Source organism: Streptomyces sp. NPDC031497, assembly GCF_055580905.1.
On sequence record NZ_JBVIKO010000002.1, the window covers coordinates 336,140 to 360,613 of the forward strand.

A 24,474-nucleotide genomic window follows, 5' to 3' on the forward strand; every position below is an offset into this window, starting at 1 on the left:
TAGGCACCGAACCGTACGAGGAGGACCAGACATGGCGGAGCAAACGCCGCGTCGGAACGAACCGCGGCTACGCCCCGCGCACCTGCTCTTCGAGCCGGTCGCAGCGGTCGCCGACCCTGAGCACTTCTTCGGCCTGGAGTCGATCGACGACCCCGGGGCGCTGCTGGCGCGCGCGACCGAGCTGACCCAGGCGTTCCGTGTGGCCACCGACCGCGCGGTGGAGTTCCAGGCCATGGCCGCCGCCCAGCTCGCCGACCCGCGCCGCTTCGACCGTCTGACCCCGGCCGACATCGCCGCGCGGGCCGAGTGGACCGAGGACTACGCGAAGAAGATGGTCGAGTTCGGCCGGGACCTGCTGAAGGGCAGCGAGGACGCCGAGCCGGCGGAGCCCGTCTAGCGGTTCCGCGGCGCAGGAGCACCGCAGGCGGCATATGCCAGGCGGGTGCCAGGCGGGCAAGATACCCCCTCCGGCCCATCCCGTCCCGGTTTTCCGCAACTCACCGCGAGCGTCGGCTCACGATAGGTATCAATTCCCTATGAGCAGCAACCCGTACGAGACGCCCCTGCACGGCCCCGGCGACCGTTCCGACGCCGCCGGGGTCACCTCCGACGGAGCCGCGTGGCTCGCCTCCGCAGGAACGTATCCGCGGAGCACGCTCGCCCTGTGGGAGGAGCGGCCGGACGCCCCGGTCGTCCTGCCCTGCGGCTCGGTGTTCGACGTGGTGAACGCCCCGGCGGTGTTCGGCCGCCGCATGCTGGACCGGCTGTGGGACGAGGGGCCGGGTTCCGGGCCGGTCGCGGCGTTCCGGGGCCGCATGCTCCTGTTCGCCGCCCCCGGCACCGCCGCCCGGCTGCCGTCGCTGCTCGGCTGGGAGGAGTGGGGCGGCCGCGGCCAGGCCGTACCGCCGCTGCTGTGCCACGGCACCGGCGACGCGGTGACCGTCCCCGCACTGAACGGCGACCGCTCCCCCGCCCCGGCCGGCGCGCGCTGGCTGGTCGGTCCGGACACCCGGCACCCCTGGCTCCCCGGACCGGAAATCCTGCTCTGGGCCGCGGTGCGGGCGGCCCGCTCGGCCGTACGGATATCGATTTTTCCTCCCGCCGATCAGGATGCTAAGGTCTACGACGTCAGCAGGCGCCGCTAGCTCAGTTGGTTAGAGCAGCTGACTCTTAATCAGCGGGTCCGGGGTTCGAGTCCCTGGCGGCGCACGCGAAGTAGGCGAAAGGCCAAGCTCCTGTGAGCTTGGCCTTTCGTGTTCCCGACCCGCCGTGTTCCCGACCCGCCAGGTTCCCGACCCGCCGTCTTTCCGGCTCCGCCGCCCGCGTGTCAGGCCAGCTCCCCCGGCGTGATCTTCACGTTCCACGCGCCGGACGCCGTCCGCCCCTCCACCTCGACCCGCACGCCGTCCCCCGGGACGGTGAAACTCTCGCCGAGGGCGACCGGGGCGTCGGCCAGCGGCGGGTAGACGGAGCTCTCCCAGCAGGCCTCGGCGCGCGGATGGGCGTCGACCACCTCGATCGGGCCGCCGCCGGAGGCCGTCTCGTCACGGACCCGGTAGACGAGGATGCCCTGCCGACAGGCCGCGCTGTCGTTCCCGGACGCGCCCCGCGCCTCGAAGGCCAGCACGCTGTCGGGCCCGGTGCGGACCACCGCCAGCTTGGTGCCGTCGCCGAGCCCGAAGGCCGGCGCGCCCGCGGCGCCCTCCTCCGGCACCCCCGGTCCGGCCGACAGCGGCTCCAGGGTCAGCCGGGTCGGCCTGGTCCCCCGCACGCACACCACCTGGCGCGGATTCAGCCACCCGAGCTTCCACTTGTGCCAGGCGAAGAGGTCCGGGGACAGCCCGAACTGGCTGCCCATCAGATCCCAGTCGCCGACATAGGTGTCCCAGTCGCCCTTGCCGTCCACCGGGCGGTGGTAGAGGTCGGGGAGGTCGAAGACATGCCCGGTCTCATGGGCGAGAACCAGCCGGTCCGGCGGATGCCTCTCGAAGACGGTGACGACCCGGCGGAGGTCCCTGCCGTCGACGTGCACCGGGACGTCCAGGTTGACCACCTTCGTGGCATCGGAGTCGACGCCCGGCGCGTCCGGATCGGCCACCAGGTACACGACGTCGTAGCGCGAGAAGTCGACCTCGGGATCGGCCACCGCGAACGCGTCCCGCAGGTAGGCGGCCCGCAGCACCAGGTTCCAGTCGCGCTTCATGCCGTAGGCGACCGACGGCCGGGGCATCCGCAGCCAGTGCGTCAACGGGTGCGGCCGGATGGTGAACTTCCCGTATGAGGCCTGCTCGAAGTACCGGCTGGTGGCCGGGAAGTGGTCGGCGGCCAGCTCCGCGGGGGTGGTGCGCGGGGGCGCGTCCGGGAAGGAGAGGAACACCATCACGGCCGAGAGCGGGTGGGTGGGGCGGGTGTAGGCGGCGTTCCAGGTGTCGACGCCCTCGGAGTGGTGCGCGTCGGTGCGATGCAGGGCGCAGGGAGCCGTGGAGAACGGCTCGGCGGCCGACGGTCCGGTCAGGATCGTCGTCGCGACGAGCGCCGACATCGTGGTGAACACGGCGGCGGTGCTGCGCAGCAGGAGACGCGGCACGGAAGGACCTCCGGGGCGGTTCGCGGGACACCGCCACCCAGCCTGTGCGAGTTTGTCATCTTATGTCCTGTTTACCTGCACCAGAAGGGTGAGGAACCCGAACGGCCGACACCCCGGGAAACTCACGGAACGTCACAAGTGGCCAGGCGGCTCAAGAACCCGTCCAGGTGCGGGCAGAAACGATCTGTCAGAACCGGTGCTTCATCGTGGACACTGGACAGTGGCTGGAAGGCCCTCGGGCCAGCCTCTATGATCGGCACACTTTCCTGCACGGACAGAGATCGAGTGCACTGCGGGAGCGAGCGGTGAGCGGAACGTCCGAAGGGCCGACGCCCGCGGCAGACCTCGACCGGTCCGCCGTCACAGAGAGTGACAATATCAGTCGGAAGTCGTACAACGAGACGACCGACCCGAAGACAGGCGAGACAGCAGAGACAACACAGACAACACAGGCAACACGGACAGCAGCGCCGACAGGCGAGGCGCCGGATCCCAGGACATATGAGCACGCCTTCACGGCCGCCGCGCTACCCATGGCCGTCGTCGACCGCGACGGCCTGGTCAGCACCGCCAACGCGGCGTTCGCCACCCTGATCGGCGCCGACCCGGCCGGCCTGACCGGGCGGATCGCCGCGGATCTGGTGGACCTGGCCTCCGACGCCCGTATCTGGCACGCCTATCGCGAGGTACTGCGCGGCCGGCAGGCCAAGTTGCGCTGCACCCGCCGTCTCAAACACCCCGACGGGCACTCCCTCTGGGTGCAGGTCACCGTCTCCCCGTTGGCGCGGGACACCCCGGGCGTGCTGCTGTCGGTCTCCGACATCAGTGCGCGCCGCGAACTCCAGGCCCGGCTGCGGCACTTGCAGATGCATGACCCGGTGACCCGGCTGCCCAACCGGTCGTTGTTCTTCGAGCGCCTCTCGGCCGCGCTGGAGGCGGAGTCGTACGAGCAGGGCGGTACCGGCCGAATCGGCCTGTGCTACCTGGACCTTGACGGTTTCAAGGCGGTCAACGACACCCTCGGCCACCGGGTGGGCGACCGGCTGCTGGCCGCCGTCGCCGAACGGCTGACCCGGGTCGCCGGCGAGGCCGGCTTCGCGCGGGCCGGGGCGCCGCTGGTGGCCCGGCTCGGAGGCGACGAGTTCGCCCTGCTGGTCGAGGACTCGACGGGCACGGAACAGCTGGCCGATCTGGCCGAGTCGGCGCTGGCGGCTCTGCAGGCGCCGTTCGACCTGGCCGGCCAGCGGCTCTCCCTGTCTGCCTCGATCGGGGTGGTGGAGCGCCATGCGGCGGGTACGACGGCCACCGGTCTGATGCAGGCCGCCGACACGACCCTCTACTGGGCGAAGGCCGACGGCAAGTCCCGCTGGACGCTCTTCGACCCGGAGCGCAACGCCCACCTGGTCACCCGCCAGGCGCTCTCCTCCACCCTCCGCCCGGCCATCGAGCGCGGCGAGTTCGTGCTCGAGTACCAGCCGCTGGTGGGCATGGAGGACGGGCGGCTGAGCGGGGTCGAAGCCCTGGTCCGATGGAATCATCCGCAGTTCGGCACACTAGCGCCGAATCGGTTCATCGGATTGGCGGAGGAGGACGGCTCCATCGTCCCGCTCGGCCGCTGGGCCCTGACCACCGCCTGCCGGCAGGCCCGCCGGTGGCAGCTGGACCACCCCGGCGAGCCGCCGATCTTCGTGAGCGTGAACGTGGCCGTGCGCCAGGTCTGGGACTCCGACCTGGTCGCGGACGTGGCGGAGACCCTCGCCGAGACCGGCCTGGCGCCGCATCTGCTCCAGCTGGAGCTGACGGAGTCGGCGGTGATGGGCTCGGCGGGCCGCCCGCTGCAGGCTCTTCAGGCCCTCAGCGACATGGGCGTCCGCATCGCCATCGACGACTTCGGCACCGGCTACTCCAACCTCGCCTACCTCAGCCGGCTGCCGGTCTCCGTCCTCAAACTGGACGGTTCCTTCGTCCGGGGCTTCCAGTACGACGAGCCGGGCGACCGTCCGAACCCGGCCGACGAGGTCGTCGTGGAGGCGATGATCCAGCTGGCCCACCGGCTCGGCCTCACCGTCACCGCCGAATGCGTCGAGACCTCGGCGCAGGCCTCCCGGCTGCGGCACATCGGCTGCGACACCGGCCAGGGGTGGCTGTACTCCCGGCCGGTGACGCCGGACCGTATCTCCGAGCTGCTGGGCACCCGTACCTACGCGGACACCCCGGTCGGCAAGCCGTAGGCGTCGGCGATCAGTTCGTAGGAGCGCAGGCGCAGCTCGCCGCGGTGGGCGTGGGTGGTGAGCATCAGCTCGTCGGCGCCGGTGCGCTTCTGGAGGTCGTCGAGACCGGCGCGCACCTCGTCGGCGGTGCCGTGCACGATGTTGGCGGTCCAGGAGTGCACGAACTCCTCCTCCATCGGGGAGAACTCGTGCTTCTCGACGTCGTCCGGGTCCGGGAACAGACCGGGCCGTCCGGTGCGCAGCCGCAGCATGTTCACCGCGCCGGCCCGCACCTGGCGCCGGGCCTCGCGCTCCTCGTCCACGGCGAGCGCGGAGACGCCGATGAGGGCGTACGGCTCGTCGAGGACGGCGGACGGGGTGAAGGACTCGCGGTAGAGGTCGAGGGCCGGGACGGTGTTCTGCGCGGAGAAGTGGTGCGCGAAGGCGAACGGCAGCCCGAGCATGCCGGCGAGCCGGGCGCTGAAGCCGGAGGAGCCGAGCAGCCAGACGACCGGCCGGTGCGGGGACTGGACACCACCGGGGCTGGTGCTCTGGACGGGGCCCGGGATCGCGTGGATACGGCGGTAGGGGTGGCCGTCCGGGAAGTCGTCGTCCAGGAACCGGGTGAGCTCGGCGAGCTGCTGCGGGAAGTCGTCGGCGCCCTCGTTGAGGGTCTGGGTACGGCGCAGGGCGGCCGCGGTGGCCCCGTCCGTGCCCGGCGCCCTGCCGAGGCCCAGGTCGACCCGCCCCGGGGCCATGGCCTCCAGCGTGCCGAACTGCTCCGCGATGACGAGCGGCGCGTGGTTGGGCAGCATGACACCGCCCGAACCCAGCCGGATGCGCTCCGTGTGGGCGGCGAGGTGGGCGAGGATCACGGCCGGCGACGAGGAGGCCACACCCGGCATGGAGTGGTGCTCGGCGACCCAGAACCGCTGGAAACCACGGGCCTCGGTGAGCCGCGCGAGCTCCACGCTGGTGCGCAGGGCGTCGGAGGCGGTACTGCCGGTGCCGACGGTCACCAGGTCCAGTACGGAGAGGGGGACGGGGGCGGTCCCGTGTGCGATGCCCCGGATCTCGTCTGCCGACACGGTGAGAGCCTCCTGTTTTGCGACCATGAGCTGTACTGGAGGGCGATAACAGGAGGATGGCTCCGCTTATTCCTGACCCCAGCAAAAAGCCGTCGGGCCCCTTCGGCACCGACCGAGTCGGCCGTCCCCCGCCCAAGACGGCTTCTTCATGCCGACCGAGTCGGGTGGTGGGTGGGCGGGGGCCAGGGGGCGGAGCCCCCTGGTGCGGGGGGCGTCAGGCCTGGATGATTGGTTGGCGGGTGAACAGGGTGCCCAGTGCCGGCTCGTTCACCCGGCGGTCGGCCAGCCGCAGGCCCTCCCACACGGTCACCTGGTTCGCCGTGAGCACCGGCTTGGACAGCGCCTTCTCCAGGAGTGGAAGATGCGCCGCCGTGTGCAGCGCCGTGTCCGGGAGGAGTACCGCCTCCGCGCCGGAGGCGTCCGCGGTCCGCGCCAGGGTGAGTACCTCCTCCTCCCCCCACGTCCCCACCTCCGCCGCCGTGACGATCCCCGACGAGCGGACCCCGGTGACCTCCAGGCCCCCGACCCGCAGGAAGTCCGCGAAGAGCTGCGCCACGTCGTCCGGGTAGGTCGCGCCGACCGCCACCCGCCGTACCCCGAGCTCCCGCACCGCGTGCACGAACGCGAAGGACGTGGACGACGCCGGCAGCCCGGCCGCCTGCGCGAGGTCCCGGATCTGCTGGTGGGCGCCCTCCCAGCCGTACACGAAGCTGCCGCTGGTGCACGCCCACACCACCGCGTCCGCGCCCGCGAGCCGTAGTTCGTCCACCCCGGCCGCCAGCCGCGGGGCCGATCCCATCTCCCGCAGCGCGTCCACCCGGTGCGCGTCCTCGCCGATGTCGGTGTGGACGACGTCCACCCGGATGTCGCTGCCGAGGAGCTGTTCCATGCGCGGGTAGTCGTCCTCCGCGGAGTGCCCCGGATAGAGGATTCCGAGCGCTGTCATGTCCACCCTTCCTGCTGTTCTTCCGGCAGTACGGGCCACTCCCGCGGCGCCGATCCGTCCGGATGACCGATCAGCGTCTGATAGGGCCCAACGGCTCGGGTACCCAGCCTGCGCAGCGCCGCCCACATCGTGACCTGGTTGGCCGACAGGACGGGGACGCGCAGCTCGGCCTCCAGCTGGGGGATGACGTCGTAGGTGGGCAGGTTGGTGCAGGAGATGAACAGGGCGTCGGCGGCTCCGGGCCGTACCGCCTGCCGGGCCATGGCGACCACGTCCCGGTACGGCACCTGCCAGATGTGCCGGGTCAGTCCCATGAACGCGACCCCGGCGACCTGGACGCCCGCCTCCGCGACGTACTCCTCCAGGACCCGCGTCACCGAGACCGTGTACGGCGTGACCAGCGCGAGCCGCCGTACGCCCAGCTCGGTCAGCGCGTCGAGCAGCGCACCGGAGGTGGTGAGCGCGGGCAGCGCGCCGGACCGGGTCATCGCCTCGCACATCGCGCGCTCCCCGGCGATGCCGCCGACGAAGCTGCCGGAGGTGCAGGCGTAGGCGACCACCTCGGGTGCGACGGCGGTCAGCGCGCGCACCGCCTCGGCGAGCGTCTCGTGCTCGCTGACCAGCCGGGCCAGGTCGAGGCTGACCTCGACCGGCACGAACGGCGTCCTGGTCAGGTGCAGGGACACGTCGTCGGGCACCCAGCGCCACAGTTCGCGGTCCAAAGCGAAGTCGAAGGGCGCCACGACTCCGACACCGCGCTGGGGACGAGGTCCGCCCAGAAAGGAGACGTCCATGGGGAGTCACCGGCCTCACGCTGGAAGTCGAGGGGCAACGGTCGATGGTCACGCCCGTGTTGACGAAGGTAGGTTCGGGTGCGAGCGTGGTCAATCCGCGCATCTCAGACGCTCGATCCGCCCATGTCAGACGCTGCCGGACGCCGGGAGACCGCCCCGAATGACGCCGCCCGTCCCCACCCTGCTGGTCCTCGACGCCGACCCGCCCCCGCGGCTCGGCCGGCTCACCGGCCGCGCCCGGATCGTGCACACGGACGCGGCGGGTCTGGCGGCCCGGCTGCCTGCGGCCGATGCCCTCCTGGTGTGGGACTTCGCCTCGCACGCCGTCCGCGAGGCGTGGCCGGGCGAGGGGCCGCGGCCGCGCTGGGTGCACACGGCGAGCGCGGGCGTCGACCATCTGATGTGCCCCGAACTGGCCGCGTCCGACACGGTCGTCACCAACGCGCGCGGGGTCTTCGACCGGCCCATCGCCGAGTACGTGGCCGCGCTGGTCCTGGCGATCGCCAAGGACCTCCCCCAGACCCTCGGCCTCCAGCGGGAGCGGACCTGGCGGCACCGCGAGGCGCGCCGGGTCGGCGGCACCCGCGCGTGCGTGGTGGGCTCCGGCCCGATCGGCCGGGCCGTCGTCCGCACCCTCAAGGCGCTCGACATCACCACCGCGCTGGTCGGCCGTGTTCCGCGCACCGGCATCCACGGCCCCGACGACCTGGACCGGCTGATGTCCCGCGCGGACTGGGTGATCGCGGCCGCGCCGCTGACCGAGCAGACGCGGGGCATGTTCGACGCGCGGCGCTTCGGCGTGATGCAGCCGTCGGCCTGCTTCATCAACGTCGGCCGGGGCCAGCTGGTCGACGAGGACGCGCTCGTACGGGCGCTGACCCGGCGCTGGATCGCCGCCGCGGCCCTGGACGTCTTCACCACCGAGCCGTTGCCCGCCGACAGTCCGCTGTGGGACGTACCGGGCCTCATCGTGTCGCCGCACATGAGCGGGGACACGATCGGCTGGCGGGACGAACTGGGCACTCAGTTCGTGGAGTTGTACGAGCGGTGGGCGGCGGGCAGGTCACTGCTGAACGTGGTCGACAAGAAACGCGGTTACGTGCCCGGTCACTGACCCTCGGGAGGGTGCCCCTCATGCAGCTCACCGACCTCACCGGCCTCACCGCCCGACAGCTCCTCGACGGCTACCGCACGGGCGGGTTCGGCCCGGTGGAGGCCACCCGGGCGGTCCTGGAACGGGCGGCCCGGATCCAGCCGGAGGTCAACGCCTTCGTCCGCCTCACCGAGGAGGACGCCCTGGCCCAGGCACGGGAGTCGGCGGAACGGTGGCGGCGGGGCGAGCCGAAAGGCCTGGTCGACGGCGTCCCTGTGACGGTGAAGGACATCCTGCTGATGCGCGGTCATCCGACCCTGCGCGGCTCCAGGACCATTTCCGCCGACGGGAGTTGGGACGAGGACGCGCCCTCCGTCGCCCGGCTCCGCGAGCACGGCGCCGTGTTCATCGGCAAGACCACCACCCCCGAGTACGGCTGGAAGGGCGTGACCGACTCCCCGCTCTCCGGGATCACCCGCAACCCGTACGACCCGTCCCGCACCGCCGGCGGTTCGAGCGGCGGCAGCGCGGCGGCCGTCGCCCTGGGTGCCGGGCCCCTGTCCCTGGGCACGGACGGCGGTGGCAGCGTGCGCATCCCGGCGGCCTTCTGCGGCGTCTTCGCCCTGAAACCGACGTACGGCAGGGTGCCGTTGTACCCGGCGAGCGCGTTCGGCACGCTGTCGCACGTGGGCCCGATGACCCGGGACGCGGCCGACGCGGCACTGCTGCTGGACGTGATCGGCACCCCGGACGCCCGGGACTGGTCGGCGCTGGGTCCCGCCCCGGGGCCTTTCACGGCTGGCCTCTCCGGGGGCGTGCGCGGACTGCGGGTGGCGTTCTCACCGACGCTGGGCGGCCAGGTGGCGGTCCGTCCGGGGGTCGCGGCGGCGGTACGGCGGGCGGTGGCCGAGCTGGCCGGACTGGGCGCGTACGTCGAGGAGACCGACCCGGACTTCAGCGACCCGGTGGAGGCGTTCCACGCGCTGTGGTTCGCGGGGGCGGCCCGGGTGACCCAGCGTTTCTCCTCCGAGCAGCGGGAGTTGCTGGACCCCGGGCTGCGGGAGATCTGCGGGCAGGGGGCCGGGCTGAGCGCGCTGGAGTATCTGGCGGCGGTGGACGTCCGGATGGATCTGGGGCGTCGCATGGGCCTCTTCCACGAGCGGTACGACCTGCTGGTCACGCCGACGCTGCCGCTCACCGCGTTCGAGGCGGGGGCGGAGGTGCCGAGGAACTCGGGTCTCCGGCGCTGGACGGGATGGACGCCGTTCACGTACCCCTTCAACCTGACCCAGCAGCCGGCCGCGACCGTACCGGTGGGAGTGGACGGGGACGGGCTGCCGGTGGGGTTGCAGCTCGTGGCCGCCCGCCACCGGGACGATCTGGTGCTGCGGGCGGCCCATGCGCTGTACGAGGCCGGGGCGGCTTCGGTACCGCCGGTCGGCGCCGTCGTGGGCTGACGGAGCGCGCCGGGGAGCGGCCCGCGGGTCAGCCGGTCACCTGGACCACCGCCGTCCGTCCCGCCCGTACCGTCGGGGTCGCGTACGTGTACGTCACGCCGTCGACCTTCTTGGTGCGGACCCGCTGGGGGACGCCGTCGACCTCGATCCGCTTGTGTACGCCGGGGAAGCGGGCCTCCCAACGGTAGGAGTCCTTGCGGGAGTTGTTCGTCAGCGTGGTCCTCGTCGCGCCGTCGTGGCGGACGGTGACGGTGCCCGTGCCGATGGGGACGTCCGCCGCCTGGAGCCACTTCATGCCGGACGGCAGCCGAGACTGGGTGGTCACCTTGTGGTCCGGGGCGTCCGGCGTGATGCCCATCAGGCCCTGAACGGTCTGGCTGACCAGGGTGAACGACACCTCGGGGTAGTCGCCGTCGGGGCCCTGGCTGGAGTTGACGTGCTGGGTCTCCCGCTCGCCGTAGATCTTCCGCATCCACTGCCAGGCGGTGTCGTTGCGGTTGTTCTTGAAGAACATGTCGGGCAGGTAGGTCGTCGACTCGATGTTGGGCGACCCCTCCGGCCCCAGCTCCTGCTTCTCGATGTAGTCGAGGTAGGCGTCGTTGCGCGGGCCGGGGTCGATGATCTGCTTCATCGGCATGAAGACGCTGTTCTCCTTGCCCCAGCCGGTGACCGGGGTGCCGGAGAGGGTGTAGGCGCGGACCATGTCGGCGCCGCTGCCGGTGCCGCTCCAGTCGTCGTTGAAGTACGTCTTCAGGTCGGCGGCACGCTTGTCGTAGGTCCTGGCCAGCTTGGTGTCGCCCTTGCCGCGGGCGAGGACCGCCATCGCCAGATACGCCTGGTACTCGGAGGCGATGCCGTCCCCGGCCTCGGCGAGGCCGTCGCCGTCCTGCTCGTTGTAGCTGGCGGCGCCGGCGAAGATGCCGTTGCCGGTGCCCTCGGCGACCTTGACCTTCCCGTTGTCCTTGGCGGAGTTGTGCAGGTCGATGAACTGCTCGGTGGCGTGCCGGTAGAAGTCCCACAGCACCGGGTCGTCGACGTATCTGCGGTCGCCGGTCCAGAGGTAGGCCTGGGCCGCCTTCTCGACGAGTTCGAAGGTGGCCGGCACCTCGCGCACGAAGTTGTCCGGGCTCTTGTAGTCGATGCTCAGGTACGTCTTGGCGTCGAAGTTGAGGGACCACACCGGGAAGTACTTGTGCTCGGCGGTGGCCGACGCCGCGTAGGAGCGGAGCATGGTCTCGTTCTCGGCGTCGAGGCCGATGAGGTGGGCGCCGGCGAGCTGGTGGGTCATGTCGCGGGAGTAGTAGGCGCTGCGGTTGGCGTATCCGGCCCAGTAGGTGGGCTCGTACGACGCGGTGCCGGTGCCGCCGGTCTGGTACTCGTCGACGTTGACGGGGCCTGTCGTACCGGGCAGTTGGACCCAGCTGTTGGCCTTCTTCCGGGCCCAGGCGAACATCTCGGCGACCTCGGGGTCGGACGAGGTGACCTTCGGGTCGGCGGGTGCGGCGGGAGAGATCATCAGGTCGTCGGCGTTGACCCAGGCGGTGCCGGAGCCGAAGGCGATCCCCAGCCGGTCTCCGGTCCTCAACGTGACGTCGCTGATGGTGTACCGGGCGTATCCGGGGTGCTGCGGCAGAGTGATCGTTTCGACGGTCTCGCCGTTGCGCCGGACCGTGTACGTGCCGCCGGTGCCGGCGCTGCCGATCCACGCGGAGAAGTCGTAACTGCCGTTGCGGGGCGCGACGATGGTGAGCTCCGCGCTCTTGCCGGCTCCGGCGTCGAGGTAGAGGAAGCGCTCGCCGCCGTGCCTGTTGCCGGTGCCCACGCCGGCGCCCGAGGTGAAGGTCCAGCCCGTGCCGCCGTTCTCGAAGCCGGGGTCGGGGATGGCGAGTTGGGGGCGGGAGCCCGGTGCCGCCTCGGCCGACACGGCGGGGGCCATCGGTGCGAGCAGGGCAACGGCGGTGAGCAGCATGAGCCTTGAGGGCTTCATCGGGTCTCCGGTCTCGATCACTGCGGTCGGGCGGGTGGGGCGGCCGAGCGGTGGCCGCAAGCTAACAGGGCCCGGAGAGGCGCTTCAATGGTCATGCAGAAGAAACATGCAAGACACGCAGACCCACTGCCATTTTCCATGGCATGATGCGCTGAAAGTTTTCATCGTTTTCGTGCAAGCGAGGCAGGGCGGGAACCGTTATGAAGGTCGGCATCACCGAGGTCGCGGAGCGGGCGCAGGTGAGCGAGGCCACCGTCAGCCGGGTCATCAACCGGCGGCAGGGTGTGGCGCGCAAGACCCGCGAGGCGGTCGAGCAGGCGATGGCCGACCTCGGGTACGAGCGGCAGACCCGGGGGCAGCTGATCGCGGTCATCACCGAGTTCGTCTCCAACCCGTTCTTCGCCGACGTCTGCGAACGGATCGAGTCCACGCTCGCCCCGCACGGCCTGAAGACGGTCCTGTGCCCGTGCTTCCCCGGCGGGGTGCAGGAGCTGGACTTCGTGACCTCCCTCGCCGACCGGGGCGTCGCCGCCGTGGTCTTCCTGTCGGCCAGCAACACGATCGAGGGCGCGGACCCGGCGGCGTACGAACTGCTGCGCTCCCGCCGGATCCCGTTCGTCGGGGTCAACGGCGAGTTCGAGGGCGTGGGCGATGTGCCGGTCTTCTCCACCGACGACCTGCTGGCCGCCGAACTCGCCGTGGACCACCTGCACCGCCTCGGCCACCGCCGGATCGGGATGGCGTCGGGCCCGGTCGGCAACCGCCCGGCGGACCGCCGGGTCAGCGGCTTCGTCGCCTCGCTCGCCCGGCGCGGGGTCGAGGATCCGGAGCAGTGGGTGGTCCGGCAGTCCTACACCGTCGAGGGCGGCCAGTCCGCCGCGATCTCGTTGCTCGGCCGGGGCGCCACGGCCATCGTCGCCGCCAGCGACTACATGGCCCTGGGCGCGATCCGCGGCGCGCGCCGCCAGGGGTACGACGTCCCGGGCGACGTGTCGGTCGTCGGCTACGACGGCGCCATGATCATGGATTTCGTCGACCCGCCGCTCACCACGGTCCGCCAGCCGGCCGACCGCCTGGCCGCGGAGGTGGCCCGCAGCGTCCTCGCCCTGGTGGGCAACCGCGAGGTGCCCGTCGGTGAGCTCCTCTTCGACCCCGAGCTGGTGATCCGCGCCAGCACGGCCGCGGTGGCACCTGTTCGTCCGGACCATTGACCCAGACATCGGATCTATGCAGACTCTGCACGGAGATCCGGCCGGATCATCGGCGGTAACTCCCGCAATTCATCGGGTATTTCATCGCTCATGCATGCTCCGGAGGGACTATGCCCATGTCTCGGTTCGCGTTTCTCGGGGTGGCGCTCGCGCTGCTCGGCGGCGGGGCGGCCGCTCCTGTCGCCGCGGCGCCGAAGGCGGCACCGGTGGTGGTCGACGTGGACGACTACGGCGCCGACCCCACCGGCCGGACGGACTCGGCGCCCGCCGTCACCGCGGCGCTGCGGCACGCCAGGAGCCTCGACCGGCCGGTCAGGATCGTCTTCTCGAAGGGGACCTACCAGCTCTATCCCGAGCGGGCCGAGACACGTGAGCTGTATGTGTCCAACACCGTGGGCGCCGACCAGCGTTACCGGGACAAGAAGATCGGACTGCTCGTCGAGGACATGCACGACGTCACCGTCGACGGCGGCGGGGCCAAGCTCGAATACCACGGTCTCCAGACGGCGTTCGCGTCGATCCGCTCGACGAACGTGACCTTCACGAACTTCTCCTTCGACTACGCGGCCCCCGAGGTCATCGACGCGACCGTCGCCGAGACCGGTGTGCGCGACGGCCACGCCTACCGTGTCCTGTCGATCCCGGCCGGCAGCCCGTACGAGGTGAACGGCACGCACATCACCTGGCTCGGCGAGACCAGTCCGGCCACCGGGCAGCCGTACTGGTCGGGGGTCGACGGACTCCAGTACACCCAGATCCACGACCCCGAGGCGCAGAAGACCTGGCGCGCGGACAACCCGCTCTTCAACGACGTCGCCGCCGTCACCGACCTGGGCGGCCGCCGGATCCGGATCGACTACACCACCGCGTCGAGCCCGGCGGACGCCGGGCTCGTCTACCAGATGCGGCTCATCGAGCGGACGGAGCCGGGCGCCTTCATCTGGGAGTCCAAGAACGTCACGATGCGCTCGATGAACGCGTACTACCTGCAGTCCTTCGGTGTGGTGGGGCAGTTCAGCGAGAACATCTCCATCGACAAGGTGAACTTCGCGCCCGATCCGAAGTCCGGCCGCTCCACGGCCTCGTTCGCGGACTTCGTGCAGATGTCCGGCGTCAAGGGGAAGGTCTCGATCACCCGGAGCCTCTTCGACGGCCCGCACGACGACCCGATCAACATCCACGGCACCTATCTGGAAGTCGTCGGGCAACCCGGGCCTAACACCCTCACCCTCGCCTACGAGCACCCGCAGACCGCCGGATTCCCGCAGTTCGCCCCGGGCGACGAGGTCGAGTTCACCGCCAAGCGGACGATGGCCCAGCTCTCACCGGCGCACGCGAAGGTCACCGCGGTCGACGGGCCGAGCGGGATGGACCACGACAAGCCACTGACCACGATGACGGTCAGCTTCGACCGGCCGGTCCCGGCCGGGACCGAGATCGGCGGCACGGTGGTCGAGAACATCACGGCCACCCCGTCGGTCGTCATCTCCGGCAACGTGTTCCGCAACGTGCCGACCCGCGGCATCCTGGTCACCACCCGCAAGCCCGTCCTGATCACCGGCAACCGGTTCGACGCGATGTCCATGGCCAGCATCTACGTCTCCGCGGACGCCTACCAGTGGTACGAGTCCGGGCCGGTCTCCCACCTCACGATCCGCGACAACTCGTTCACGCGTCCCAGCGGCCCGGTCATCTTCGTGGAGCCGACCAACCAGGTCGTCGACCCGGCGAACCCGGTGCATCACCACATCTCGGTCGAGCACAACTCGTTCGACATCGGTGATGTGACCGTGGTCAACGCCAAGAGCGTCGGCGGGTTCGCCTTCACCGGCAACACCGTCCGCCGGCTGGCCGGGCCGGACCAACCGCCTTACACCTCACCGCTGTTCGTCTTCCACGGCAGTTCGGGTATCCGGATCGCGCACAACCACTACGCCAAGGGCCTCAACACGTCCGTGGTCGCCGACTGAGACGGGGCGGGCGGGGTGGCTAGGCCCTGCGGAAAGCCAGGGTCTCCCCGGCCGCTCCCGTCCGCCACAGGTCGTTGCAGGCCTCGGCCAGATCCGGCAGGCCCGCCACCACCTCGCCCCACACGATCCCCGGCACCCAGCCCACATCGCCGTTGAGCAGCAGGTTGTTGCGTTCGTAGAAGAGGGCCAGGTCGACGACCGTGGTGCCGGGGCGTACCTCGCGGTCGTAGCCGTAGGCCTTCGTGCCCAACTCGGCGCCGGCGAAGGAGAAGTAGCAGAGGTCGCCGGGGATGGGCGTGACGGTCGGGTTCTCCAGGGGCGGTTCCGTCGCCGCGAATGGCGGAAAAAGAGCGTAGATCTCGTTGCGGGCGTACTTCGCGTGGTAGACGTCGCCGGCGAGCGGCAGGGCGTCCCAGACGGCGGCACAGGTCACCGGGGCCCGGTCGTCCAACAGCCGGGCCGTGGCAGTGACCCCGCGGGTGACCAGCGAGACTTCGATGAATCGATCGGCCATGTCATCCATGATGCATAAGTCGATTGGCCCCGGGTAGCCGCGCCGCCATGGCTCCACCACTTGGGAACAGGACAGACACATCTGGGTATGAATCCAGACAAACTCGGCGCGCGGTGCTCGCGGGTGCCGCCGCCATCGGCGCACTCGCCGCCGCCGGCTGCACCCGCGTGGCCACCGCGGCCGGCACCGACGGCGGTGACCTGCTGCAACGGCTGCGCGCCCAGGGTGTCGTACGGCTCGGGATCGCCGGTGAGATCCCCTTCGGGTACATCGACAAGGACGGTCAGCTCACCGGTGAGGCACCGGAGCTGGCGAAGGCGATCTTCAAGCGGCTCGGGGTCGACAAGGTGCAGCCGGTGCCGACCGAGTTCGGTTCGCTGATCCCGGGGCTGAACTCGCAGCAGTTCGACGTCGTGGCCGCCGGGATGTACGTCAACCCCGAGCGCTGCGAGCAGGTGATCTTCGCCGATCCCGACTACCAGATGCTCGACTCGTTCGTCGTGCGCAAGGGGAACCCCAAGGGGCTGCACGACTACAAGGACGTCGTCGCCAAGAAGGCGAAGTTCGCCACCGGGACCGGGTACGCGGAGATCCAGTACGCGGTCGAGGCGGGATACAAGGAGAGCGACATCCTGATCGTGCCGGACCAGGTCGCCGGGCTGAACGCCGTGGAGGCCGGGCGCGTGGACGTCTTCGCCGGGACCGCGGTCACCGTCCGCGAGGTGGTCAAGAAGTCCGCCAAGGCCGAGGCGACCAAGCCGTTCGCGCCGCTCGTCGACGGCAAACCGCACGTGGACGGGGGCGCGTTCGCGTTCCGGTCGGCCGAGACGAAGCTGCGGGACGCCTTCAACGTGGAGCTGCACAAGCTCAGGAAGAGCGGCGAACTGCTCCGGATCCTGCGGCCGTTCGGCTTCACCCAGGCCGAGATGACCGACCTGACGGCCAAGGAGCTGTGCGGGGGAGGCAAGAGCGGATGACCTCGGGACTGTGGGACCTCGTACTCAAGGGCGTCTGGACCACCGTCCAGCTCCTCGTGCTGAGCGGGCTGCTGATGACCGCGGTGGCCTTCGTGGTGGGCGTGGCGCGGACGAGCCGGCACTGGTTCGTCCGGTTCCTCGCCGGCTTCTACACCGAGGTGTTCCGTGGCACCTCCGCACTGGTGATGATCTTCTGGGTGTTCTTCGTGCTGCCGGTCGCCTTCGGCTGGCAGCTGGTGCCGCTGTGGGCGGGCACCCTCGCACTCGGGCTGACCTACGGCGCGTACGGCACGGAGATCGTGCGCGGGGCGCTGAACGCGGTCGACCCGGCACAGAAGGAGGGCGGGATCGCGCTCAGCTTCACGCCCTGGCAGCGGCTGCGGCTGATCCTGCTGCCGCAGGCGGTGCCGGAGATGATCCCCTCCTACTGCAACCTGCTCGTCGAACTGCTCAAGGGCACCGCGCTGGTGTCGATCACCGGCATGGGCGACCTGGCGTTCAGCGGGAACCTGGTGCGCCTGGCGCTGCAGGAGAGCGCGCACATCTACACGTATCTGCTGCTGATCTACTTCGTGATCGCGTTCGTCATCACCCGGCTCATGCGCGGCCTGGAGAAGCGGCTGAAGGCCGGGATCGGCAAGGACCCGGGCAACGAACAGACGGCACGTGAGGCCAAGCGTGCGCAGACGACCGGGGTCGGTGGTGTCGCGTGAAGTGGGACTGGAGCGCCGTCAGCGAGTTCATGCCGCACTTCTGGGACGGCCTGCTGGTCACCCTCGAGGCGCTGGTCCTCGGCTCGCTGATCTCGTTCTCGCTGGGGCTGGTGTGGACGCTGCTGATGCGGACGCCGACCAGGTGGGTGCGCTGGCCGGTCGGCGTGGTGACCGAGTTCGTCCGCAACACCCCGCTGCTGGTGCAGCTGTTCTTCCTGTTCTACGTGCTGCCCGAGTGGGGGCTGACGTTCTCCGCGCTGACCACCGGTGTCCTCGCGATCGGCCTGCACTACTCGACATACACCATGCAGGTCTACCGGGCCGGTATCGAGGCCGTGCCGGTCGGCCAGTGGGAGGCGGCGACGGCGCTGAACCTGCCGGCGCGGCGGACCTGGACGGTGGTGATCCTGCCGCAGGCGCTGCGCCGGGTCGTGCCGCCGCTCGGCAACTACGTGATCTCGATGCTCAAGGACACGCCGATCCTGATGTCGATCACCGTGCTGGAGATGCTCGGGCAGGCGCGGCTCTTCTCCCAGCAGCACTTCCAGTTCACCGAGCCGGTGACGGTGATCGGCGTCGCCTTCATCGTCATCTCCTACCTCGCCTCCCTTCTTCTGCGCACCCTGGAGCGTCGCCTTGTCCGTTGAGACCAGCAAGCAGCCGAGTACCGCCGATACGACGTCCACCGAGCTGATCCGCATCGAGGGGGTGACCAAGCGGTTCGGGGAGAACACCGTCCTGGACGGGCTCGACCTCACCGTGCAGGCGGGCCGGCACGTCACCCTGATCGGGCCTTCCGGCTCCGGCAAGACCACGATCCTGCGGATGCTGATGACCCTGACCAAGCCGGACGCGGGCACCATCACCGTCGACGGGCAGCGGCTCTTCCCGGCGTCGGAGAAGGAGCTGCGGGAGGTCCGCAAGCAGATCGGGATGGTGTTCCAGCAGTTCAACCTCTTCCCGAACATGACCGTGCTGCGCAACCTCACCGAGGCCCCGGTGACCGTGCTCGGCCTCTCGAAGGACGAGGCGGAGGCGCGCGCCCGGGAGCTGCTCGACCTGGTGGGCCTCGCCGACAAGGCCGACGAGCGGCCGACCAGGCTCTCCGGCGGACAGCAGCAGCGGGTGGCGATCGCCCGGGCGCTGGCCATGCGGCCGAAGGTGCTGCTCCTCGACGAGGTGACCTCGGCGCTCGACCCCGAGCTGGTCGCGGGCGCCCTCGACCTGCTCAGGGACATCGCCCGCACCACCGACATCACCATGCTCTGTGTGACCCACGAGATGAACTTCGCCCGGGACATCTCCGACCAGGTCCTGATGTTCGACTCGGGCCGGATCATCGAGGCGGGCCCGCCGGAGCGGATCTTCAGCGAGCCCGAGCACGAGCGGACCCGGGAGTTCCTCAGCGCGGTGCTGTAAGCGTCTCCGCGCAAACCGTCGTAAAAGATTCCCCGCGCGATGTCATGATTACATGAAGTGAACGCTCGATCACCCGAGGTCCGGCGGCCAGCTCATTCCGCTGACATATGCCAACGGGTCTTCGTCGCAGCTGGGAGGGCCGGAATCTCGCCAACACCCCCTCCGTTTCCGGCTGCTGCCCGTTATCGTGGAGAGGATCCGTCGACCGGATCACGGCCCAAGCAGTGCTGCCGAAGGCAGCGTCGCCGAGCGAGCGCAGGGGGATTCACCGTGGCGCTGAAGCACGAGCCGACCGCCCCGTACCACTCCGCCCAGGACGCGCTGCGCGTCCTGGAGACGGTGGCGGGGCACGCCGACGGCGTCACCGACACCGAACTGGCCCGCCGGACCGGCCTCGAACCCGAGCGGCTGACCACGCTGCTGCGCATGCTGCGCCGCGAGGGCTATGTCGAGCAGGTCACCGACGGCGCCTACGTCACCGGCGAGACCCTGCGCCGCCTCGGCTCCGCGCACGACCGGGAGCGCGCCCTCGGCGAGCAGCTCCAGCTGGTCCTCGACCGGCTGCGCGACTCGGTCGGCGCGGCGGTCTACCTCAGCCGGTACGTCGACGGCGAGGTGCGGATCGGCCCGTACGCGGCCGGCCCGGGCACCCCCGCGGTCAACGAGTGGGTGGACTTCCGGTCCTCCGCGCACGCCACCGCGATCGGCAAGAGCCTGCTCACCCAGCTCGACCACAACGGCCGCCGCGACCATCTCTCCCGGCACAAGATGGCCCGCCTCACCTCGCGCACCATCACCAGCGACAAGCTGCTGCTCTCCCGCCTTGAGGCGCAGCCGCCGACGGTGCCGGTCCTGGACCTCCAGGAGTACGCGATCGGCACGGTGTGCGCGGCGGTGCCGATCACCGCCGGCTCGTCGGTGGGCTGCCTGGCCCTGTCCCTGCCGGTCGAGCACGCGCACCGGCTCCGCCAGGCCGCCGACGCCCTGAACCGCAGCGCGGCCCCACTGCTGCTCTCCCTCGCCATCTGAGCCGGCGGCTTCCCTCCGGGGCCGGTCGGAAGCACCCCCGCGGACCAGGTAGTATTTTCTTCGTCGCCAGCCGCGAGACAGAGATCGGACGGTTCGGCGGGAGTCATGCGCCGCTAGCTCAGTTGGTTAGAGCAGCTGACTCTTAATCAGCGGGTCCGGGGTTCGAGTCCCTGGCGGCGCACGATGACGAGGGCGAGCCTTGTCCGCGGAAAGCGCGGACGTTGCTCGCCCTCTCTGTCTTTATTGCGCGGCTGCGCCGCGCGCGGTGGGGGCTCCGCCACCCACACCCCCCGAAGGGCCCCTCGTGGACACGAGGGGCCCTTCGGCGTCCTCGGCGGTCAGTCTGCGGTAGGTCTGCTCGCCCGGCGGCCGCCACCACACCGGGTCGGCGCATCGCACCCCTTCCCTGCGCAGCGCGGCCCGCTGGATCTTGTTGGTCGCCGTCACCGGCATCCGCTCCACCACCCGCACGAACCGGGGCGCCATCTTCGTCCCCAGGTCGGGCTGGGCCAGCAGGAACTCGGCGAAGTCCAACGGCTCGAACCGCCCGGCGACGGTCGCCATCACCTGGTCCCCGGTCACCGGGTCCGGCACCCCGTACACGGCGACGGCGTCCGCGCCCTCGTACCGCGCCACGATGTTCTCGATCACCGCGGCGGCCAGGTTCTCCCCGTCCACCCGGATCCGGTCGTCGGTACGGCCCGCGAAGTACAGATAGCCGTCCCCGTCCCGGTAGAAGAGATCCCCGGTCCAGTACCAGCCCGCCCGGCGCCGCTCGGCCTCCGCCTCCGGGTTGCGCCAGTACCCCTCGAAGGGGTTCGGCGCCCGGTTCACCAGCTCCCCTATCGCCTGCTCACCGTTGAGCAGCCGGCCCCCCGAGTCGAAGACCGCGGCCGGGCACTCCGCCCCCGTCTCCTGGTCGAGTACGACGAGACCGGGCGCCGCCCGCCCCACCGCCCCGTCGGGCGTCCCCGGCGACCACTGGATCGCGGCCCCGCCCTCCGACGACCCGTACCCCTCGACCAGCCGCACCCCGAACCGCTCCTCGAAGGCGGCCGCGTCCACCGCGCCGGCCTCCGTGCCGAAGCCGAGGCGCAGTGGATGGTCACGGTCGTGGGCGCACGGCTCGGTGGCGAGGATGTACTGCACCGCACGGCCGACGTAGGTGAAGTAGGTCGCCCGGTAGCGCCGGACGTCCGCCAGGAACCCCGACGCCGAGAACCGCCGCCGCAGTGCCACCCCGGCCCCCGCCGTCAGCGCGGGTGCCCAGTCGGCGATCACCGCGTTGCCGTGGAACATCGGCATGCAGATGTAGTGCACGTCGTCGGGCCCGACCCCGAACTGTCCGGCGAGCGACCGGCCGGCCGCCGCGAGTCTGCCCTGGGAGCAGAGGGCGGCCTTGGGGGCGCCGGTGGAACCGGAGGTGAAGTAGAGCAGGATCCGGTCGCCGGGGACGGCGCGCGAGGCGTCCGGGAAGGCGCCGAGATAGGGCGCGAGCAGCGCGCCGTAGGCCGGATCGTCGGTGACGAGCAGCTGTACTCCGGGCAGGTCGAGCCCGGCGAGGAGAGGCAGGTGAGCCCGCTCGGTGACGAGGACCGGGCACTCGGTGTGCCGGATGTCCCGCGCGAGCTCGGCCCCACGCCGGGTCGGATTGACCCCGGCGACGGCCGCCCCGGCGAGCGCGGCGGCCCCCAGCCAGAGCGGGAACTCGGGGGTGTTGTCGAGCAGCACGCCCACGTGGGGCACGGCACCGGGCGGCAGCAGATCCCTCAGCAGCGCCGCACGGGCGGCGGCACCGCCGGCCACCTCGTGATGCGTCAGCACCTGCTCCTCGAACCACAGTCCCGGCCGGTGGTCACCCCATCGGGCGGCGACGGCTTCAGCGATCGTGCTCCTGCCGGAGTCCATGGAGATGCAGCGTAATTGACGCTCCGTCAGATATCGAGGTGTTCACGGAGTCCAGTCCACGCCCCCCGGCACCGGGTCCGGGTCCGTCCCGCCCACCGTGAAGGCGAAGTGCGCCCCGATCATGAAGGCCACCGCGAACCCGATGAACACCAGGAGGAACACCAGGAGACACCCGGTCTCCACGGTCAGCTTCCCCTGCGCGGGCGGCCGCGCCGTGGCCCCCTCCGGGTTCCCCGGCAGGTAGTACACCGTGACGAAGTCACCCTCGACGACGGTGGACCGCCCGCTGCTCTCGTTGATGCGGACGGTCCGCCCCTCGGGCGTCGTGAACTCGTACACATGGTGCAGCGTCGTCGTCACGGCCGTGTCCCCCATGCCGCCGCTGGTCGTCGTGTACGACCGCAGACAGCGCGCCTCGGCCGTACGGCCGTGCCGCCACGTCCGGCTGATCTGGCGTGACCGCCTCACCGTTCTGATCACCCCGTACACCCCGCCGACGACGAAGATGCCGGGAATGACATAGAAGAACGCTTGCAGCAGGTCCATGGCAGTCCCCCGGTTCCGAACACCGGTCCGACTGACCGATGTGGCGGGAACGTACCCCTGCGACCTGCCGCAGGTCCTCAAGCGAAGCTCAGATCAGCCGGATGTTACCCAGTCGTCGAACGACGCCGGTCAGAACGTGACGTCTGAGCAGGCGTAGAACGCGTTGGCCGTGTCGGCGATCGTCCAGACCGCCACGATCACGTGGTGACCGCTCAGCCCCGTCGGCAGGGTGCCGCTGTGACTGAGGGTGGCCGGCGGGCGCTGGCCGTTGTAGGGGACGGTGAGGAAGGGGGTGGTGTTGAGGTCCGAACGGGCGAGGGCGTGGTTCTGGTTCCAGCCCTGCTTGGTGACGTAGTACTTGAAGTCGGTCGTGGCGTGCATCGCCGTGAACTGCCAGCGGAAGGTGTACGACTGACCGCCGGTCACCTTGGTCGTCGGCCAGGCGCCGCCCGACGGTTTGGTCGGCGAACTGAGCTGGGCGAACCGGCTCACCCCGCCGTTGCAGATCTGGCCGTCGGCGGGACCGGCCGCCGGGAAGCCCTTGGGGCCCTCGACGCTCTGCGGCTCGTACTGGATGTCGCCGCAGTTGGTCACGGTGCCGTTGGCGCAGAGCTTCTGCCTGCTGATGGGGAGGTCGGTGTAGCCGTGCCCGCTGGCGCCGCCGGTGGAGAGCGCGAAGGCTCCGGCGGTCGCCACACCGAGCACGACGGCCGAGATCTTGGTCCGTTTACGCATGCTGCCGCTCCTGGAGAACGTGGGGGAGGTTCTGTGAGCCGTGCAGGTCTAGACCAAGTCCCAGATTATTGCCATCAGTTGACTGTGTCCATATCAACGACCCATCACCTCCCGTCAGGGTGCGGAGTCGGAGCGCCCCGAGCAGAACGCCACCGTCAGGTCCCGTACCAGTACCTTGCGCTCGTAGTCGTCGAGTTCGACCAGGCCGCGCACGGTCAGCCGGGTCACCGTGTCCTCGACGGAGTCCACGACGGAGGCGAGCATCCCGGCCCGCTGCTGGGCGTCGAGCGCGGCGATCCGGCGGCGGTGCATGGCCGCGGCGACCTCCGGGGCGTACTCCACCCGGACCGGTTGCACGGAGAACACCTCCAGGCCGATCCCGGCCGCGTCCGTCGCCACCAGCCGGGTCAGCGCGTCGGTGGCCATCTCCACCGAGCCCCGCATCCGGCCCGGCACCTCCACCGGCACCCGGGCCAGCGCGGCCTCCACGCACTCGCGCAGATACGTCTCGTGGTCGTCGACACCGAGCACCGCCCGCGCGGTGTCCCGCATCCGCCACACCACCAGGACGACGACCCGCAGCGCCACCCCGTTGCCGTCCGCCGCCGGCATCTCCTCGCTGCGCCAGTGCCGCAGCCGGACGTCGACGCGGCGGCGCAGCAGCAGCGGGTTGACCCAGAGCAGGCCGGTGCGCCGTACCGTCCCCCGGTAGCGCCCGAACAGGCCGAGCACCCAGGCCCGTCCGGTCGCCCCGCGCGCGAGCCCGGCGAAGCCGAACAGGCCGAGCGCGCCGGCTCCGGCGTACGCGGCCCACTGCGCCGGGCCGAGCCCCGCGCCCGCGTACGCCGGAAGGCGCAGCGCGTGCACCGCGAGCGGGGGCAGCACGCCGGCCCACCAGGAGGTGGCGAGCCCCCCGGCCATCCCGCCCAGCCCGGCGGCCACCCCGGCCGCGCCGGGCAGCACCCGGGCGGGGCGCTCCACCAGGTCGGGGTCGACGGCGGCGACGGGACGGGGCTTGGCCGGGACCGGGCGGCGCAGCCGGGGCTGTTCGCCGGTGCCCTGCCGGCGGCCGACCACCGCGGGCCGCAGCGGGACCGACACCGGGTCGGGGTCGTCGCGGAACAGCAGATGGACGGGGATCTCGGTGGTGGCCTCGTTCTGGATCAGCCGGGGGACCGGACGGGTGGGCGGCCCGCCGTCCAGGGGGTCGTCCGATTCAGGGGTGTGTGCGGTCGTCGTACTCATGCCTGCCTCCAGCCTCCGCGCCAGATGCGTCACGTGATCGTCGGG

Annotated in this window: 22 protein-coding genes and 2 tRNA genes; 14 read left to right on the forward strand and 10 right to left on the reverse strand. The window is 70.9% G+C overall.

The window, feature by feature from the left end; genetic code table 11:
- Positions 1 to 31: 31 nt before the first annotated feature.
- The 3 genes from ACZ5K7_RS04800 to ACZ5K7_RS04810 all read left to right on the forward strand — a co-directional run bounded on the left by ACZ5K7_RS04800 (position 32) and on the right by ACZ5K7_RS04810 (position 1,209).
- Entirely contained in the window at positions 32 to 397 is a 366-nt protein-coding gene (locus ACZ5K7_RS04800; RefSeq protein WP_351700902.1) for a hypothetical protein, read from the forward strand.
- Positions 398 to 536: 139 nt separating this feature from the next.
- Positions 537 to 1,145 carry a bifunctional DNA primase/polymerase gene (locus ACZ5K7_RS04805; protein ID WP_450972514.1) on the forward strand — a complete coding sequence of 203 codons (609 nt, stop codon included), beginning with the start codon at positions 537 to 539 and terminating at the stop codon, positions 1,143 to 1,145.
- A tRNA-Lys gene (locus tag ACZ5K7_RS04810) sits at positions 1,136 to 1,209 on the forward strand. The genes ACZ5K7_RS04805 and ACZ5K7_RS04810 overlap by 10 nt, the downstream gene beginning before the upstream one ends.
- Before the next feature lie 118 nt (positions 1,210 to 1,327).
- On the opposite strand, the gene ACZ5K7_RS04815 is transcribed toward ACZ5K7_RS04810, so the two are convergent.
- The gene (locus ACZ5K7_RS04815) at positions 1,328 to 2,542 is read right to left on the reverse strand and encodes a M6 family metalloprotease domain-containing protein (RefSeq protein WP_468910940.1); all 1,215 of its coding nucleotides are present in this window, start codon (positions 2,540 to 2,542) and stop codon (positions 1,328 to 1,330) included.
- A gap of 350 nt (positions 2,543 to 2,892) precedes the next feature.
- On the opposite strand from ACZ5K7_RS04815, the gene ACZ5K7_RS04820 reads away from it, so the two are divergent.
- Complete coding sequence (locus tag ACZ5K7_RS04820) at positions 2,893 to 4,818, forward strand: putative bifunctional diguanylate cyclase/phosphodiesterase (protein WP_468910432.1); 1,926 nt, start codon at positions 2,893 to 2,895, stop codon at positions 4,816 to 4,818.
- Here the strand turns inward: ACZ5K7_RS04820 and ACZ5K7_RS04825 are convergent.
- From ACZ5K7_RS04825 to ACZ5K7_RS04835, 3 genes are all read right to left on the reverse strand, one after another.
- Positions 4,788 to 5,912, reverse strand: coding sequence for an LLM class flavin-dependent oxidoreductase (locus ACZ5K7_RS04825; protein WP_468910434.1), 1,125 nt, complete (start codon positions 5,910 to 5,912; stop codon positions 4,788 to 4,790). The genes ACZ5K7_RS04820 and ACZ5K7_RS04825 overlap by 31 nt on opposite strands.
- Positions 5,913 to 6,099: 187 nt before the next feature.
- Entirely contained in the window at positions 6,100 to 6,831 is a 732-nt protein-coding gene (locus ACZ5K7_RS04830; RefSeq protein ID WP_468910437.1) for a maleate cis-trans isomerase family protein, read from the reverse strand.
- Positions 6,828 to 7,625, reverse strand: coding sequence for a maleate cis-trans isomerase family protein (locus tag ACZ5K7_RS04835; protein WP_351700917.1), 798 nt, complete (start codon positions 7,623 to 7,625; stop codon positions 6,828 to 6,830). Before ACZ5K7_RS04835 ends, ACZ5K7_RS04830 begins: the two co-directional genes overlap by 4 nt.
- A gap of 160 nt (positions 7,626 to 7,785) precedes the next feature.
- On the opposite strand from ACZ5K7_RS04835, the gene ACZ5K7_RS04840 reads away from it, so the two are divergent.
- Positions 7,786 to 8,739: a D-2-hydroxyacid dehydrogenase gene (locus ACZ5K7_RS04840; RefSeq protein WP_351700920.1), complete on the forward strand. Its 954-nt coding sequence runs from the start codon at positions 7,786 to 7,788 to the stop codon at positions 8,737 to 8,739.
- Positions 8,740 to 8,759: 20 nt separating this feature from the next.
- Entirely contained in the window at positions 8,760 to 10,175 is a 1,416-nt protein-coding gene (locus ACZ5K7_RS04845; RefSeq protein WP_468910441.1) for an amidase, read from the forward strand.
- Positions 10,176 to 10,203: 28 nt separating this feature from the next.
- Here the strand turns inward: ACZ5K7_RS04845 and ACZ5K7_RS04850 are convergent, their stop codons facing one another.
- A complete protein-coding gene (locus tag ACZ5K7_RS04850) occupies positions 10,204 to 12,162 on the reverse strand; it encodes a carbohydrate-binding protein (protein ID WP_468910444.1) in 1,959 nt (652 codons plus the stop codon).
- A gap of 200 nt (positions 12,163 to 12,362) precedes the next feature.
- Here ACZ5K7_RS04850 and ACZ5K7_RS04855 point away from each other — a divergent pair, with 200 nt between their 5' ends.
- Both ACZ5K7_RS04855 and ACZ5K7_RS04860 read left to right on the forward strand, forming a co-directional pair.
- Positions 12,363 to 13,373 carry a LacI family DNA-binding transcriptional regulator gene (locus ACZ5K7_RS04855; protein ID WP_468910447.1) on the forward strand — a complete coding sequence of 337 codons (1,011 nt, stop codon included), beginning with the start codon at positions 12,363 to 12,365 and terminating at the stop codon, positions 13,371 to 13,373.
- Positions 13,374 to 13,489: 116 nt separating this feature from the next.
- Positions 13,490 to 15,343: a right-handed parallel beta-helix repeat-containing protein gene (locus tag ACZ5K7_RS04860; RefSeq protein WP_468910449.1), complete on the forward strand. Its 1,854-nt coding sequence runs from the start codon at positions 13,490 to 13,492 to the stop codon at positions 15,341 to 15,343.
- Positions 15,344 to 15,362: 19 nt separating this feature from the next.
- On the opposite strand, the gene ACZ5K7_RS04865 is transcribed toward ACZ5K7_RS04860, so the two are convergent.
- Positions 15,363 to 15,857, reverse strand: a complete 495-nt coding sequence (locus tag ACZ5K7_RS04865) for a DUF3830 family protein (RefSeq protein ID WP_351700935.1) — start codon at positions 15,855 to 15,857, stop codon at positions 15,363 to 15,365.
- Positions 15,858 to 15,904: 47 nt separating this feature from the next.
- Between ACZ5K7_RS04865 and ehuB the strand changes: the two genes are divergently transcribed.
- The 6 genes from ehuB (at position 15,905) to ACZ5K7_RS04895 (ending at position 20,176) form a co-directional block, all read left to right on the forward strand.
- On the forward strand, positions 15,905 to 16,834 hold the full coding sequence (ehuB, locus tag ACZ5K7_RS04870; protein ID WP_468910452.1) for an ectoine/hydroxyectoine ABC transporter substrate-binding protein EhuB: 930 nt from the start codon (positions 15,905 to 15,907) through the stop codon (positions 16,832 to 16,834).
- Complete coding sequence (ehuC, locus tag ACZ5K7_RS04875; RefSeq protein WP_450972510.1) at positions 16,831 to 17,547, forward strand: ectoine/hydroxyectoine ABC transporter permease subunit EhuC; 717 nt, start codon at positions 16,831 to 16,833, stop codon at positions 17,545 to 17,547. Before ehuB ends, ehuC begins: the two co-directional genes overlap by 4 nt.
- Positions 17,544 to 18,194: an ectoine/hydroxyectoine ABC transporter permease subunit EhuD gene (gene ehuD / locus ACZ5K7_RS04880; RefSeq protein WP_351700944.1), complete on the forward strand. Its 651-nt coding sequence runs from the start codon at positions 17,544 to 17,546 to the stop codon at positions 18,192 to 18,194. The genes ehuC and ehuD overlap by 4 nt, the downstream gene beginning before the upstream one ends.
- Entirely contained in the window at positions 18,184 to 18,966 is a 783-nt protein-coding gene (gene ehuA, locus ACZ5K7_RS04885) for an ectoine/hydroxyectoine ABC transporter ATP-binding protein EhuA (RefSeq protein ID WP_351700947.1), read from the forward strand. Before ehuD ends, ehuA begins: the two co-directional genes overlap by 11 nt.
- A gap of 270 nt (positions 18,967 to 19,236) precedes the next feature.
- Positions 19,237 to 19,995, forward strand: coding sequence for an IclR family transcriptional regulator (locus ACZ5K7_RS04890; protein ID WP_351700950.1), 759 nt, complete (start codon positions 19,237 to 19,239; stop codon positions 19,993 to 19,995).
- Positions 19,996 to 20,102: 107 nt separating this feature from the next.
- A tRNA-Lys gene (locus tag ACZ5K7_RS04895) sits at positions 20,103 to 20,176 on the forward strand.
- Between the two features lie 59 nt (positions 20,177 to 20,235).
- Here the strand turns inward: ACZ5K7_RS04895 and ACZ5K7_RS04900 are convergent.
- The 4 genes from ACZ5K7_RS04900 to ACZ5K7_RS04915 all read right to left on the reverse strand — a co-directional run bounded on the left by ACZ5K7_RS04900 (position 20,236) and on the right by ACZ5K7_RS04915 (position 24,429).
- A complete protein-coding gene (locus ACZ5K7_RS04900) occupies positions 20,236 to 21,903 on the reverse strand; it encodes a long-chain-fatty-acid--CoA ligase (RefSeq protein ID WP_468910458.1) in 1,668 nt (555 codons plus the stop codon).
- Positions 21,904 to 21,945: 42 nt separating this feature from the next.
- Positions 21,946 to 22,449 (reverse strand): DUF3592 domain-containing protein, encoded by a 504-nt coding sequence (locus ACZ5K7_RS04905; RefSeq protein WP_468910461.1) that lies wholly within the window; start codon positions 22,447 to 22,449, stop codon positions 21,946 to 21,948.
- A gap of 129 nt (positions 22,450 to 22,578) precedes the next feature.
- The gene (locus ACZ5K7_RS04910) at positions 22,579 to 23,184 is read right to left on the reverse strand and encodes a lytic polysaccharide monooxygenase auxiliary activity family 9 protein (protein ID WP_351700959.1); all 606 of its coding nucleotides are present in this window, start codon (positions 23,182 to 23,184) and stop codon (positions 22,579 to 22,581) included.
- Between the two features lie 114 nt (positions 23,185 to 23,298).
- Positions 23,299 to 24,429: an SPFH domain-containing protein gene (locus tag ACZ5K7_RS04915; protein ID WP_351700962.1), complete on the reverse strand. Its 1,131-nt coding sequence runs from the start codon at positions 24,427 to 24,429 to the stop codon at positions 23,299 to 23,301.
- Positions 24,430 to 24,474 lie beyond the last annotated feature (45 nt).

Excerpts from the sequence above, each read along its gene's own strand:
- ACZ5K7_RS04800 (WP_351700902.1), top strand. The coding sequence starts at position 32 with ATGGCGGAGCAAACGCCGCGTCGGAACGAACCGCGGCTACGCCCCGCG.
- ACZ5K7_RS04840 (WP_351700920.1), top strand. The coding sequence starts at position 7,786 with ATGACGCCGCCCGTCCCCACCCTGCTGGTCCTCGACGCCGACCCGCCC.
- ACZ5K7_RS04865 (WP_351700935.1), bottom strand. The coding sequence starts at position 15,857 with ATGGCCGATCGATTCATCGAAGTCTCGCTGGTCACCCGCGGGGTCACT.
- ACZ5K7_RS04845 (WP_468910441.1), top strand. The coding sequence starts at position 8,760 with ATGCAGCTCACCGACCTCACCGGCCTCACCGCCCGACAGCTCCTCGAC.
- ACZ5K7_RS04825 (WP_468910434.1), bottom strand. The coding sequence starts at position 5,912 with ATGGTCGCAAAACAGGAGGCTCTCACCGTGTCGGCAGACGAGATCCGG.
- ACZ5K7_RS04815 (WP_468910940.1), bottom strand. The coding sequence starts at position 2,542 with ATGTCGGCGCTCGTCGCGACGACGATCCTGACCGGACCGTCGGCCGCC.
- ACZ5K7_RS04900 (WP_468910458.1), bottom strand. The coding sequence starts at position 21,903 with ATGGACTCCGGCAGGAGCACGATCGCTGAAGCCGTCGCCGCCCGATGG.
- ACZ5K7_RS04915 (WP_351700962.1), bottom strand. The coding sequence starts at position 24,429 with ATGAGTACGACGACCGCACACACCCCTGAATCGGACGACCCCCTGGAC.
- ACZ5K7_RS04805 (WP_450972514.1), top strand. The coding sequence starts at position 537 with ATGAGCAGCAACCCGTACGAGACGCCCCTGCACGGCCCCGGCGACCGT.
- ACZ5K7_RS04860 (WP_468910449.1), top strand. The coding sequence starts at position 13,490 with ATGTCTCGGTTCGCGTTTCTCGGGGTGGCGCTCGCGCTGCTCGGCGGC.
- ACZ5K7_RS04905 (WP_468910461.1), bottom strand. The coding sequence starts at position 22,449 with ATGGACCTGCTGCAAGCGTTCTTCTATGTCATTCCCGGCATCTTCGTC.
- ACZ5K7_RS04855 (WP_468910447.1), top strand. The coding sequence starts at position 12,363 with ATGAAGGTCGGCATCACCGAGGTCGCGGAGCGGGCGCAGGTGAGCGAG.
- ACZ5K7_RS04850 (WP_468910444.1), bottom strand. The coding sequence starts at position 12,162 with ATGAAGCCCTCAAGGCTCATGCTGCTCACCGCCGTTGCCCTGCTCGCA.
- ACZ5K7_RS04910 (WP_351700959.1), bottom strand. The coding sequence starts at position 23,184 with ATGCGTAAACGGACCAAGATCTCGGCCGTCGTGCTCGGTGTGGCGACC.
- ehuB (WP_468910452.1), top strand. The coding sequence starts at position 15,905 with ATGGCTCCACCACTTGGGAACAGGACAGACACATCTGGGTATGAATCC.
- ACZ5K7_RS04830 (WP_468910437.1), bottom strand. The coding sequence starts at position 6,831 with ATGACAGCGCTCGGAATCCTCTATCCGGGGCACTCCGCGGAGGACGAC.
- ehuC (WP_450972510.1), top strand. The coding sequence starts at position 16,831 with ATGACCTCGGGACTGTGGGACCTCGTACTCAAGGGCGTCTGGACCACC.
- ACZ5K7_RS04835 (WP_351700917.1), bottom strand. The coding sequence starts at position 7,625 with ATGGACGTCTCCTTTCTGGGCGGACCTCGTCCCCAGCGCGGTGTCGGA.